The sequence below is a fragment of the Novosphingobium beihaiense genome, assembly GCF_022832375.1.
Classification (GTDB): Bacteria; Pseudomonadota; Alphaproteobacteria; order Sphingomonadales; family Sphingomonadaceae; genus Novosphingobium; species Novosphingobium beihaiensis.
Window position 1 is genome coordinate 1 of the sequence record NZ_JALHLG010000048.1, and the last position, 12,286, is coordinate 12,286.

At 62.3% G+C, this 12,286-nt stretch carries 12 protein-coding genes; 8 read left to right on the forward strand and 4 right to left on the reverse strand.

The window, feature by feature from the left end; translation table 11 throughout:
* Positions 1-178: 178 nt before the first annotated feature.
* Complete coding sequence (locus tag MTR66_RS18685; RefSeq protein ID WP_243923784.1) at positions 179-886, forward strand: ZIP family metal transporter; 708 nt, start codon at positions 179-181, stop codon at positions 884-886.
* An 81-nt stretch (positions 887-967) separates the two neighbouring features.
* On the opposite strand, the gene MTR66_RS18690 is transcribed toward MTR66_RS18685, so the two are convergent.
* From MTR66_RS18690 to MTR66_RS18705, 4 genes are read right to left on the reverse strand one after another with little or no spacing between them, the layout of a single operon-like run.
* Positions 968-1,444, reverse strand: coding sequence for a Fur family transcriptional regulator (locus MTR66_RS18690; RefSeq protein ID WP_243923785.1), 477 nt, complete (start codon positions 1,442-1,444; stop codon positions 968-970).
* Positions 1,431-1,745, reverse strand: coding sequence for a hypothetical protein (locus MTR66_RS18695; protein ID WP_243923786.1), 315 nt, complete (start codon positions 1,743-1,745; stop codon positions 1,431-1,433). The genes MTR66_RS18690 and MTR66_RS18695 overlap by 14 nt, the downstream gene beginning before the upstream one ends.
* Positions 1,729-2,142 carry a hypothetical protein gene (locus MTR66_RS18700; protein WP_243923792.1) on the reverse strand — a complete coding sequence of 138 codons (414 nt, stop codon included), beginning with the start codon at positions 2,140-2,142 and terminating at the stop codon, positions 1,729-1,731. The genes MTR66_RS18695 and MTR66_RS18700 overlap by 17 nt, the downstream gene beginning before the upstream one ends.
* Before the next feature lie 52 nt (positions 2,143-2,194).
* On the reverse strand, positions 2,195-2,869 hold the full coding sequence (locus MTR66_RS18705; RefSeq protein ID WP_243923793.1) for a TetR/AcrR family transcriptional regulator: 675 nt from the start codon (positions 2,867-2,869) through the stop codon (positions 2,195-2,197).
* 194 nt (positions 2,870-3,063) lie between these two features.
* Between MTR66_RS18705 and MTR66_RS18710 the strand changes: the two genes are divergently transcribed.
* The 7 genes from MTR66_RS18710 (at position 3,064) to MTR66_RS18740 (ending at position 11,997) form a co-directional block, all read left to right on the forward strand.
* The gene (locus MTR66_RS18710) at positions 3,064-5,190 is read left to right on the forward strand and encodes a TonB-dependent receptor (protein WP_243923794.1); all 2,127 of its coding nucleotides are present in this window, start codon (positions 3,064-3,066) and stop codon (positions 5,188-5,190) included.
* A gap of 90 nt (positions 5,191-5,280) precedes the next feature.
* Positions 5,281-6,153, forward strand: a complete 873-nt coding sequence (locus MTR66_RS18715; RefSeq protein WP_243923796.1) for a LysR family transcriptional regulator — start codon at positions 5,281-5,283, stop codon at positions 6,151-6,153.
* A 415-nt stretch (positions 6,154-6,568) separates the two neighbouring features.
* Positions 6,569-7,546 carry a DUF1852 domain-containing protein gene (locus tag MTR66_RS18720; protein WP_243923797.1) on the forward strand — a complete coding sequence of 326 codons (978 nt, stop codon included), beginning with the start codon at positions 6,569-6,571 and terminating at the stop codon, positions 7,544-7,546.
* A gap of 20 nt (positions 7,547-7,566) precedes the next feature.
* A complete protein-coding gene (locus MTR66_RS18725) occupies positions 7,567-8,607 on the forward strand; it encodes a methionine synthase (RefSeq protein WP_243923798.1) in 1,041 nt (346 codons plus the stop codon).
* 47 nt (positions 8,608-8,654) lie between these two features.
* Positions 8,655-9,146 carry a flavin reductase family protein gene (locus MTR66_RS18730; protein ID WP_243923799.1) on the forward strand — a complete coding sequence of 164 codons (492 nt, stop codon included), beginning with the start codon at positions 8,655-8,657 and terminating at the stop codon, positions 9,144-9,146.
* Between the two features lie 364 nt (positions 9,147-9,510).
* Positions 9,511-9,897 (forward strand): hypothetical protein, encoded by a 387-nt coding sequence (locus tag MTR66_RS18735; protein WP_243923800.1) that lies wholly within the window; start codon positions 9,511-9,513, stop codon positions 9,895-9,897.
* A 78-nt stretch (positions 9,898-9,975) separates the two neighbouring features.
* Positions 9,976-11,997, forward strand: a complete 2,022-nt coding sequence (locus MTR66_RS18740; protein ID WP_243923801.1) for a TonB-dependent receptor — start codon at positions 9,976-9,978, stop codon at positions 11,995-11,997.
* The last annotated feature ends 289 nt before the right edge of the window (positions 11,998-12,286 follow it).

The window sequence follows — 12,286 nt, forward strand, 5'->3', positions numbered from 1 at the left end:
CACCATTTTCGACTCACCCTGAACTGAATGCAGACAGCCCCTAGGGCCGTGACAATATCTCATTGATCGCGAGAATACTTGCGCTTGCGCGTCTGGCCTGCAAACGGACGGCACCACCCCGGTATTCGGGCGACTGTTCGATGAGCGTTACGGCGCCTTGCCGCGTTGAACCGGAAACATGACTATCGCACCCTACATCTTTGGTCTCGCCGCTGCATTGGCCACCCTGGCGGGCGGGCTGCTGGCCCTGCGGTTCCGGCAGCGGATCGTCCTGATCCTCGGCGTGACCTCGGGCATGGTTCTGGGCGTGGCCGTCTTCGACCTCGTGCCCGAAGCGCTCCATCTCGCGCGCGGACACTGGAACGAGCGCGCCCTGATCGCTTTCGTCGCGCTCGGGCTCGGCGCCTACATGCTGCTCGATCGCGTGCTGGCTCAGGGGACATGGATGCCAAGGGGCTGGCACACGCATCTGGGCCCGGCAAGCCTGACCCTGCACAGCCTGATGGATGGCCTTGGCATCGGCCTGGCATTCCAAATCGACGTTCAGGCCGGCTGGCTGGTCGCCATCGCGGTCCTGACCCATGACATCGCCGATGGCGTGAACACGGTAAGCCTGTGCCTAGCCGCGCGCTCGCAAGCGGCTGCGCAGCGTTGGCTGATCCTGAACGGCGCGGCCCCTCTGCTGGGCGTGCTGCTGGGCCTTTGCATTGCCGTCCCGCCCGCGATGCTGGCCCCGCTCATGGCCTTCTTTGCCGGGGTCTTCCTCTACATCGGAGCCTGCGAACTGGTCCCGCGCAGCCAGACCCTTCACCCGGGCCTGCGCACGACACTGGCCTGTATCGGCGGCATGGCGCTGATGTTCGCCGTGACAAGCATGGCCCACTGACGATCGTCGGGTCCTGCCGATGCGGCCCCGCATCCTTCCGTAAAGCAAAGATCCCGCCTGCGCTAAGGGCGACGAACGCCCCTAACCGGCCGACTGCGCGCAATCCCTGCACAGGCCGAGAACCTCTATGATCGGCCGGCTCGGCACGAACCCGTTCCTGCCCGCGGCCTCCCGGACCGAACGCGTGGCCCTGTCATCATCCATATGTTCCGTTTTGCCGCACCTCTCGCAAATCAGGAACATGCAGTCGTGAACGCAGCCCGGATGAACATTGACGAGGAATGCATTCCGGCTCTCCACTCTGAGCGCGAGATTGCGCGCGACGAAGAGATCGAGGATCCGATAGACGCTGTTCGGTGCGATACGCCGTTCCAAAAGGCCACTCAGCCTGTCCGCGACGTCGTAGGCACTCAGTGGCTGCCCCGATGCGGCGAGGATTTCGAAGACCTTCTCGCGCATCTCGGTCCACTGCTCGCCATCGGCAATCAGGACTTTGCTGGCAGCGTCGACAAGCGCCGCGTCCCTGCAGGCAAAATGCGTGTGATCAGCGTCGGCCATGCCGCAATATGGGCATCGAAGCCGAAAGACTCAAGGCGTCCGGCGTTCTCCCCGAGGGCTTCGCCCGCCTGCGGCCCATGCCAACCGCGAGACGCCGGCGCCAACGGCGCAGCCTTGGAAAATCGATCGAGAGAATCGCGAGGCCGACGGGAATGAACACGTAGCCCGGCGGGATCGGCAGCGCTCCCCCGATCGTCAGCCACAGACCAAGCGCGATACGTGTGCCGCGCCGCCGGGGAATGCGGACCCGGCGGCTTCCGACACGCAGATAGGCGCGAGCGGTTTCATTCGTCATCGGCATCGGGAGGGCTTTCACCGGCCAGAAGCCCGAGCGCCAGCGCCTCGGCACCGGGGCGATCAGCCGCGAACTTCATGTTTATCCCGAAAGCGGCCATCATCGCCGCGGCCTGCGCCCGCTTGGCGATCCGGATCACGCGTTTGGGCTCGACCGAAACGATCCCCCTGCAGCGCACCGCGAGTTCCTTCTTGTTCCTCTTCAGCCACTGCATCAGCGCCTTGCGGTCCGCATGATCGGGATTCTCCGCCGTGTCGAGGAAGATCAGAGCGAAAGGTCTGCCTTGCGCCAGCAGCGCCGACAGCTCGCTCGTCAACTGCGCGCCGTGCCCCACGGGCAGACCGCGCCCGCTCAGACGGACGAGCGGGAAATCGCTGACGTCGTGGAAATCGAATCCGGTCATCTGCATCGCGATCCTTTCATGTATTCTCGAAACGGCGCCTGCGGCAGCCGCATCAGCAAGGCCGGCCGCAATCGCCGGGCACCGACCGGATCAGTCCGACAAGGCTTTCGAGGAACGCCTCGTCCTCCAGCGGGCCATCGCCCGTTACTGCAAGCGCGTCGCGGATCTCGGTCTGGCTGTGCAGCCAGAACTGCACGAGCGCACCGGTGACGATCATCGCCAGCCCCGCCGGCATGTCGTCGCGAAGAAAACCCGCCTCCTGCGCGCGCTGAAAGACAGGTACGGCCTGCCTGTTGAGGGCTTTGGAGCGCTTGCGGCGTTCTTCGGGCGGACCTTCGAGCAGCCGCCAGAGATTGAAGCGGAACGCCTGCGGATGTCCCCGCCAATAGGCCATGTAGCGCCGGATCGCGCGGACGACGCCCTCGTCCGGCGGCAGATCGGGCGAAATGTCCTGCGAGATATCGTCGAGAAAATCGGCGGAGATCCGCTCCCCGACCATGGTCCAGAGCGCTTCCTTCCCCTTGAAATGATACTGCACGAGGCTTTGCGAGACCTCCGCGCGGGCCGCGATGTCTCGCATCGTCGCGCCGTGAAAGCCGCGCTCCGCAAAGGCCGCGAGCGCCGCCTCCAGAATCAGGTCCCGGGCATCCGGCTGCGAAAAAACAGGCTTGAGTTCAGGCATGGCGATCGTCTCCGGCAGGCTCCCTGCATCGATCGCGAAGCGCATGCTGATCGATTCAGTTATTGACTGATCGCATGATCAGTATGATGTTGCAAGTCATTATCAAAATATCCGCCATCCGATCCCGAGGTCAGTTCCGGAAAAGGGGAACCATGCTTAATCGTCATCAGCGCATTTCTGTTTTCATCCGCCGCCGACATGCTTTCCCGAACCGGCGCCTATGTCGCGGAGCCCCGGTCATGGCGCTGGCAATCGCCCTTCCCAACGGAGTTCCCTTGGCCTCGGCGCAGGATCTGGCCGAAAATGATTCAGCCCTCGACACCATCGTAATCACGGCCCGCAAGCGCAAGGAATTCGAACAGGATGTGCCCATCAGCACAACCGTTCTGCCGGCCGATGGGCTCGACGTGTCGTCCGTGCAGTCCAATGCCGATCTGGCCCGCTCCGTACCCAACTTCAGTTTTGTCGACCTCGGCGGCCAGTCAGGCAACCTCGCGAATATCCGCGGCGTAGGATCGTTCTCGCCCGTCGCGCCCGACGACACTTCCGTGGTTTTCTATGTCGATGAAGTGCCGCTGTCAGTCTATGGCGCCGCCCCCAATCTGATGGACGTCGATCACGTCGAGGTTCTTCGGGGTCCGCAGGGTACCCTGTTTGGCCGGAACACCCAGGGCGGCGCCGTCAACGTCGTACCGAACGCGCCTACTTTCGAACCCCATTTCAAAGCGACGGGCGAGATCGGAACGAACGGCTATGGTTTGACGCAGTTCGTGGCCAACGGCCCGCTCGTCGGCGATCGCTTCGCCGGACGCCTGGCCCTGAGCTTTTCGACCTTTGGCGGGGACATCCCCAATGCCGTCATCCGCGGCAAGGACGGAGCGCTGAATATCGGCGCCGCGCGTGCGACGCTTCTTCTTGAGCCGGATACGCTGACATCGGCCCAGTTGACTTTCAACTACAATCACGAGGACAACAGCAGTCCGCGCTTCCTTCTGCGGGACACGCCGGACTTTCCGGTCAGCGCCGTCGATCCGCGCACGGATATCGAAGCGGACACCTACGGTTTCACTCTTAAGATCGATCACGCCTTCGCAGCATTCGGCTTCCATTCCGTCACCGCACTGCAACGCAACACATCGTCCCAATACCTCGATCTGACCGATGGCATGGTTTTCAACGACGCCTTCGGGCTGCCCGCGCCTGTTTTCAACGTGCCGGGAGCCGACATCCAGGACATCGACTTCGGTGAGACGACCTACCTGCAGGAATTGCGCCTCTCGTCCTCCGAAAGTGCCAAGATCGCCTGGACAGCCGGCGTCAACTTCTTCCGGTCCGAATTCGGCATGGACAGTGAAGGACAATCGGCACTTGCAAACTTCGCCTTCGTGAATGGCAGGCAGGAGAACGAACTTTCGACGAACAGCTACTCCGCCTTCGGGGAAGTGACGGTCCCTCTGACGGATCGACTAAAACTGGCCACGGGCTTGCGCGGCACCCATGAGGACAAGAACGCGCATTACGTTTTTCAAAGCAACGGCACGCCCGGCGTCGCGTCCTATTCAGAGCAGAACCACAGCCTGTCCGGGGACTTTCTCACCGGCCGCGCCACCGTCAGCTACGCCTGGACGGACAGCCTCATGACCTACGCCTCGCTCGCGCGCGGTTACGTCTCGCAAGGTTTTCCCTCGATCTCGGTGAATAACCCGTTCGGCAACAGCGAGTCCGGTTTCCCGGCGTCGGCGAGCTGGACCTACGAAACCGGATTCAAGTCGATGCTCTTCGGCGACAGGATACGGCTCAACGGCGCGCTCTTCTTCAACGATGTGAAAGACGGCCATCTCGTCGTGTTCGATCCCGGCTCCGCATTCTACAGAGTGTCCGCCCTCGACTATCAGAGCTATGGAGGTGAGCTGGAAGCGGCTTTCCGTATTACGCCGAGCCTCGATCTGACCGGCGGCATCGGCTACACTCATGCGGAACTCGTCAACGTACCCATCGGCGGCTTGTCGGGCGCACGATCCGGCCATGACGTGCCCAATGTTCCGGCACTGACCGCGAATATCGCCATGCGATTCCAGACATCCGCAGGGACCATCGGCCTGCCCGGCGATCTCACCGGCAAGCTGGCTTACCAATATGTCAGTGCCCGCGCGGCCGATGTGGCGAATACGTTCGATCTCGATGGCTATGGGATCGCCAATGTCAGGCTGGGCTGGCAGCATGATGATGTGAGCGCTTACGTGTTCACCCGTAACCTGTTCAACGAACGTTACGAAGCATGGGGGCAGAGCTTCGGCCCGGCCACGCCGACCGTGCGCGTCGGACAGGGACGCATTGCCGGGATTGGCGCCTCATTCGACTTTTAGCGCATGTCTCCCCCGGCCTTCGCAGTTTCCCGTTTATCATGACCCGAAATCTGGACTTCACGGCGGGTCCATGACAGAGATTCATGTTCGATGATCGATATCCAACCTCTGGCCATCCTGCGAGAAATCAGCCGGACGGGCAGCCTGACCCAGGCCGCCGATCAGTTGTGCCTGACGCAGTCGGCGGTCAGTCATGCGATCCGCCGTTTCGAGGAACGCTACGGCGTCAAGCTCTGGGAGCGCGAGGGGCACAAGCTGCGCTTCACGCTTGCGGGGGAGTATCTTCTGGGGCTGGCCATGCGGGTGCTGCCGCAGCTTGAGCATGGCGCGGCGGTGCTTGAGGACTATGCCCGCGGGCGACGCGGCTCGATCCGGGTGGGGATGGAATGCCACCCCTGCCAGGACTGGCTGATGCGGGTAGTGGACCCTTTTCTGGCGGAATGGCCCGATGTCGAACTGGATGTGACCACGGCCTTCCAGTTCGGCGGGCTGGCGGCGCTTCTGGGGCATGAGATCGACATTCTCGTCACTCCGGACCCGGTGGAGCGCCCCGGGCTCGAATACAGGGCTGTTTTCGATTACGAGCTGGTTCTCGCGGTGGCCGAGACGCACCCCCTGGCGCAAAAACAGCAGGCCGAGCCGGAGGATCTCGCGAGCGAGACCCTGATCACCTATCCCGTCTCGCGCGAGAGGCTGGATATCTATTCCCGCTTCCTCGTCCCCGCCCATGCGCTGCCGCGCCGCCACCGTACGGTAGAGACGACCGATCTGATGCTGCGCCTGGTCGCCTCGGGCCGCGCCGTCAGCGCGACCCCCGACTGGCTGTTGCGCGAGGCCAGCGGAGTGAAGGGCGTGCGGATCGGCGAGGGTATCCTCAAGTCCATTCATCTGGGCCATCGCACGGGCGAGGTGCCCGAGTATCTGGACGGCTTCATGCATCTGGCCGCGACCGTTCAGATCTGAGGGCCCGTCTGCAAAGTGCCTGTTGGGGCTTTTTTCGGTGCGGCACCGGCCCGGTTCCGAACGGACTCTCAGCGCTCGCCCTATTATGGTGGAACTGAAGTTCGTATCTTAGCTCGTCGCCCCCGCGTAGGCGGGGGCCCCGCTACCTTCTCTTACGCCTGCCGCCAAAAAGCGGGATCCCCGCTTGCCCACAGGGCAGTTTATCCTGAACGGCCAGCCGAAGGGCGGGGATGACGGTGAATAGCGATACGAACTTCAGCTCCACCACATTATGATATTGAGTCATGCCTCACTGAAATAAAGTCATTTTTATTCATGTCCGATTTCGCGAATTACATGCACCTCGCTCGCATCGCACGGCGCCATGCCGAATGCGGCGTGAAAATCAGAATGGAAAACCGGACACCCGCTCACGATGACCAAAGACTTCACCTTCACGATCAAGAGCATTCGGTTCGACGAGGATTACGCGCCTGCCCACAACACGCGCCTCACCACCAACTTCGCGAATCTGGCAAGAGGCGAATGGCGGCAGGAGAACCTGCGCAACGCTCTGCGCATGATCGACAATCGCTTCAACGACCTCGCCCGGTGGGACAATCCCGAAAGCGACCGTTACGCGATCGAACTCGACATCATTTCCGTGGGGATGGACATCGAAGGCCATGGGGAGACCTTCCCCGCGATCGAAATCCTGAAGACGACGATCCTGGACCGAAAGACCGGCACGCGCCTCGACGGTATCGTGGGGAACAACTTCTCCTCTTACGTGCGGGACTATGATTTCAGCGTCCTGCTGCCCGAGCACAACAAGGGCCGCGCCGGTTTCAGCGTTCCCGACGGTTTCGGCGAACTGCACGGAAAGCTCTTCAAGGCGTTCGTCACCTCCGAGGCGTTCAAGGCGCATTTCCGCAAACCGCCGGTCATCTGCCTCAGCGTCTCGGAGAACAAGACCTATCACCGGACCGCGAACCGCCATCCCGTGCTGGGCGCCGAATACGAGGCGAACGAATCCTCCCTGACCGAGCGGTATTTCCGGAAGATGGGCATGGAGGTGCGCTATTTCATGCCGCCCCAAAGCGTTGCCCCTCTCGCCTTCTACTTCTTCGGCGATCTGCTCAACGATTACAGCAATCTCGAACTCATCGGCACGATCAGCACGATGGAAGCGTTTCAGAAGATCTATCGCCCGGAAATCTACAATGCGAATTCCGTCGCGGGCGAATGCTACAAACCCAGCCTGAAGCATCAGGACTACTCGAACACGCGCGTCGTTTACGACCGGGAAGAGCGGACCCGCCTGGCGATCGAACAGGGGCAGTTCACGGACGAACACTTTATCAGGCCCCACCGATCCTTTCTCGACCAATGGTCGGTTCAATACGCCCTGTGAACAGACAAGAGCCCATTTTCATGAAAAAGCCTCTCCCCCTTCTCCCCACCTCGACGGTCGGCAGTCTTCCCAAACCCTCCTGGCTTGCAGAGCCTGAAAAACTCTGGTCGCCCTGGAAAATGGAAGGCGACGAACTGACCCAGGGCAAGCAGGACGCGCTCCGCGTCTCGCTCCTCGATCAACAGGTCTCGGGCATCGACATTGTCAGCGATGGCGAGCAGACGCGCCAGCACTTCGTGACGACATTCATCGAACACCTCTCCGGCGTCGATTTCGAAAAGCGCGAGACCGTCACCATTCGCAAGCGCTACGAAGCGAGCGTGCCGACCGTCGTCGGTGCCGTGGCCCGGGAGAAGCCGGTTTTCGTCGAAGACGCGCGATTTTTGCGCCGGCAGACAACGGGCCCCGTCAAATGGGCCTTGCCGGGCCCGATGACCATGATCGATACCCTCCATGACACCCACTACAAGAGCCGCGAGAAACTGGCATGGGAATTTGCCGGAATTCTCAACGAGGAAGCCCGGGAACTCGAAGAAGCCGGCGTGGACATCATCCAGTTCGACGAACCCACCTTCAACGTGTTCTTCGACGATGTGAACGACTGGGGAATCGCCGCCCTGGAAAGAGCCATCGAAGGGCTCAAGTGCGAAACGGCGGTCCACATCTGCTACGGCTATGGCATCAAGGCCAACACCGACTGGAAGAAGACTCTGGGTTCGGAGTGGCGGCAATACGAAGAGACTTTCCCCAAGCTGCAGGCATCGAACATCGATCTGGTTTCGCTGGAATGCCACAATTCCCATGTTCCGATCGAGCTGATCGAACTTGTGCGCGGGAAGAAGGTGATGGTCGGCGCCATCGACGTGGCGAGCGATACGATCGAGACGCCCGAGGAAGTCGCCGACACGCTGCGCAAGGCGCTTCAATTCGTGGATGCCGACAAGCTCTACCCCTGCACGAACTGCGGGATGGCCCCGCTCTCGCGCACCGTCGCCCGCAGCAAGCTCCACGCCCTTGCCGCGGGCGCCCGGATCGTCCGCAACGAGCTGGCGGCCGCGTAGTCTGCCGTTTGCCCCGTTCCATTCCCTCTCAACGACAGAGCCCCCTCATGCCCGACACCGCTGCCATGAACACGATCGACCCGCGCGCCCTGCGCGATTGCTGCGGCAGGTTCGCCACCGGCGTGACCGTCGTCACCACCCGCACGCCCGAAGGGGATCACGGCATGACGGTCAGTGCGTTCATGTCCGTCTCGCTCGATCCGCCATTGATCTGCATCTCCGTGGACAGCCGATCGAAGATGCTGCCCAAAGTGCGGGCATCGGGGCAGTATGCCGTCAATGTGCTCCCGGAATCGATGCGCGAACATGCCCTGCACTTCGCGGGGCGATCGAACGAGGCTTTGACGGACCTGTTCCGGGAACAGCACGGCCTGGCCGTCCTGCGCGGAGCCGGAGCCATTATCGTGGCGGATGTCGTGCAGCAGGTCGAGACGGGGGACCACGTCCTGCTTGTCGGCCATGTCCGTTATCTGGACAGCGATCCTGCAGCCAGGCCGCTCCTGTACCACGCCGGCGAGTTTGGCCGCATGGCCGCGTAGACCTTGTTCGGATGGTGCAAACGGTGTTTAAACAGGTAAATTTGCGCCTGAACAAGCCACGCGAGGTGTCCTGAACGGGGCCGAACATCGCGCAGCGATCTGGGCATCCGCATGGCTGTGCCCCCCTCCACCAAAGCGGGCCAGCTTTCCGCGATTTCCACGCCATTTGGCAAGCTGATGGCCGCTCTGGCCCGGGTTCCAGAGCCATATTCACAAGGCGCATCGCTGGGAGGTCACTTAGGTGTTTGGTCCCGGCATTTGATGGTGCGCCATCCACGCTGGCGATTGCATTGACCTTGGAATTGTTATGTTATAACACAGCATTGAAATTACCCCGGCAAGGGGAAAAGGTGCCTCCCTTTTCGTGAATAAACAACCGGTTAAACCAAACACACTCCGCTGGCAGACCTTGCTCGCCGTGGTGACGGCGCTCAGCATCGCCTTTCAGGCGCTGCTGGTCCAGTCTCACGTTCATAACGCTGGAGAGAGGGTCAACGGCTCCCCCGTTATCAACGGGAAGCCGCACGCGGCATCGTCTCTCCGGGGCGATGTGGATCAGAATACCGCGCCATGCCTGCTTTGTGAAGAACAGGCCCTGTCGGGCGACTACACGTGCCCGCCGTGGCTATGGGATGCCGGAGGCACATTCGCGGTCTTTCGGGGCATGGCTTTCGCCCTACTGACGGCCATTTCCCTGCAGCGGCATCTGCCGTCGCCGCACCCTCGGGGGCCTCCCTTCTCCATCCATTGACCTGAGTACCAGCGCCTGAGGGCGCCAGCACGCCGCAACATGGCGTGACAGCCAGTCAAGGTTTGGAGATTTATAAGAATGCGTAACACCCTCTTCACGGGGGCGGCCCTTGCCGCGCTCGCCCCGTCGCTTGCGTTCGCCCAACACGCGGATGCATCGGACACCGCCACAAAAGCACAGGCAGCGCCCGGCACGCCCACCCATAACGAGATCGTCGTCACCGCGTCCCCCTATGCCATGCAGCAGGATTCAACGCCCGCCATCGTCGCCAAAGTCGATCGCAGCGATATCATCGACAACGGCGGCGCCAGTATCGCCAGTTCGCTGGCCCAGGTGCCCGGTGTCTCGGCGACCGGCTTTGCCGCGGGCGCGAGCCGTCCGATCATTCGCGGCATGGACGCCAACCGCGTGCGTATTCTCGAAGACGGCACCAGCGCCTCGGACGTGTCCGACATCGGCCCCGACCACGGCGTGCCGATCGATCCGCTCGCGGCGCGCAGCATCGAGGTCGTGCGCGGCGCCGGGACGCTGCGCTACGGCAGCCAGGCCATCGGCGGTGTCATCAACGTGTTGAACGACCGGGTGCCCATGCGCCTGCCGGGCAAACCGCTCAGCTTCGAACTCAACGGCGACTACGACACCGTGTCGGACGCTCCGGAAACATCGGCGCTGGTTGATGCCTCGCTGGGCGCCTTCGCGCTCCATGCCGACGGTTTCTACCGCCATGCCGATGACTACGACACGCCGCTCGGCAAGCTGGACAATTCCTTCGCCCATGCCCACGGCGGATCGCTGGGCGGATCGTATTTCTTCGGCGGCGGCAGCCATGTCGGCCTGGGCGTGACGCAATACGACTCGACTTACGGCATTCCGGCCGAGGATTCGCATATCGACATGAAGCAGACGAAGCTCATGTCCCGCTCCGCCTTCGATCTCGGCGGCGATCTCAAGCTGACGCTGGACGGCAGCTACGCGAATTACAAGCACAGCGAGATCGAATCGGACGGCACCGTCGCGACGACGTTCCGCAACAAGGAATGGGATATCCATCCCGAACTGCTGCTCGGCGATATCGGCCCGCTCGCCAATGTCGCGATCGGCGGCGAATACGTTCACCGCCGCTTTTCGGCCGTGGGCGAGGATGCCAGCTACCTCTACCCGACGCTCACTGAAAGCGAAGCGGGCTATGTCTTCACCGACCTGCCGCTGAACGACACTTTGAAACTGCAGGCGAGCGGCCGGATCGAGCATGTCAGCGTCGAAGGCACACCTGCCAGCGATGTCTTCACCAAAGCGGACTTCACCCCCGTCAGCGGTGCGATCGGCGCCCTGTGGACGGCAGCGCCCGCGCTCAAGCTCGGCCTTACCTTTTCCAGCACCGGCCGCGCGCCCGCGCAAACCGAACTGTTCGCCCGCGGCGGGCACGACGGGCCTAACACGTTCGAAACCGGCGATCCCGCGCTCAAGCTGGAACGCGCCAATTCGCTCGAGGCCAGCCTGCGCTTTAACTCCGGCCGACTCCATTTCGACGGCAGCCTCTACAGCACCTGGTTCCACAACTACATCTACGGCGACCTGACAGGCCGGACCTGTGACGACGAGACCGGCACGTGCGTCATGGGGGATGCAAATGAGTTGAAGGAGTTGTTCTACCGCCAACAGAACGCGCATTTCCGCGGGCTGGAAGGGGAAGCGTTCTTCGACGTGGTCAAGACCGACAGCGGAACCTTCCAGTTCCACGTCCTCGGCGACTATGTGCGCGCCACGTTCGGGCACGGGGCCGGCAACGTTCCCCGTATCCCCCCCTATCGGATCGGCGGCGGCCTCAAATGGAAGGGGGACAGGCTCGATGCCGGAATGGACCTCTCCTACTTCGGCAAACAGGACAAGTTCGGCGCGTACGACACGCCTACCCCATCCTATTACAATCTCAACGCCAAGATCGCCTGGCGCCCCTTCAAGCAGAACCCCGGCCTGGAATTCGCGGTCGTCGGCCAGAACCTGACTGACGATGTCCAGCGCGATGCTGCCGCACTCAACCGCGACGAAGTCATCATGCCCGGGCGCAACGTGCGCTTCGTGGTGCGTATGGCGATGTAAGGCGCATGCCGCCTGTCTGGGGCGAAACACACCGGGCAGGCGGCAAACATCCTCCGGACGGCGCGCCCCCATTGGAAACAGGCGCCGGTCCGCGAAACACTCGGATGACAGTGTGATTGCCTGGCCATCAGTGGCGGCGAGGTCAAACGCCAGGGTCATACGCGCCTAGCGTGCCGCCGCCGCCTCTGTGAGGGCTTTGTTGCGCAAATGTCCAAGGGATTCCGTTTGTGAATCCAGTTGGTTCAGGGGCGGTGATGAGCAAACCGCCTCGCGCACGCTACCGCACGAC

Bases quoted from the DNA above. Each gene is read 5' to 3' on its own strand.
- MTR66_RS18685 (WP_243923784.1), top strand. From the start codon at position 179: ATGACTATCGCACCCTACATCTTTGGTCTCGCCGCTGCATTGGCCACC.
- MTR66_RS18690 (WP_243923785.1), bottom strand. From the start codon at position 1,444: ATGGCCGACGCTGATCACACGCATTTTGCCTGCAGGGACGCGGCGCTT.
- MTR66_RS18695 (WP_243923786.1), bottom strand. From the start codon at position 1,745: ATGCCGATGACGAATGAAACCGCTCGCGCCTATCTGCGTGTCGGAAGC.
- MTR66_RS18700 (WP_243923792.1), bottom strand. From the start codon at position 2,142: ATGACCGGATTCGATTTCCACGACGTCAGCGATTTCCCGCTCGTCCGT.
- MTR66_RS18705 (WP_243923793.1), bottom strand. From the start codon at position 2,869: ATGCGCTTCGCGATCGATGCAGGGAGCCTGCCGGAGACGATCGCCATG.
- MTR66_RS18710 (WP_243923794.1), top strand. From the start codon at position 3,064: ATGGCGCTGGCAATCGCCCTTCCCAACGGAGTTCCCTTGGCCTCGGCG.
- MTR66_RS18715 (WP_243923796.1), top strand. From the start codon at position 5,281: ATGATCGATATCCAACCTCTGGCCATCCTGCGAGAAATCAGCCGGACG.
- MTR66_RS18720 (WP_243923797.1), top strand. From the start codon at position 6,569: ATGACCAAAGACTTCACCTTCACGATCAAGAGCATTCGGTTCGACGAG.
- MTR66_RS18725 (WP_243923798.1), top strand. From the start codon at position 7,567: ATGAAAAAGCCTCTCCCCCTTCTCCCCACCTCGACGGTCGGCAGTCTT.
- MTR66_RS18730 (WP_243923799.1), top strand. From the start codon at position 8,655: ATGCCCGACACCGCTGCCATGAACACGATCGACCCGCGCGCCCTGCGC.
- MTR66_RS18740 (WP_243923801.1), top strand. From the start codon at position 9,976: ATGCGTAACACCCTCTTCACGGGGGCGGCCCTTGCCGCGCTCGCCCCG.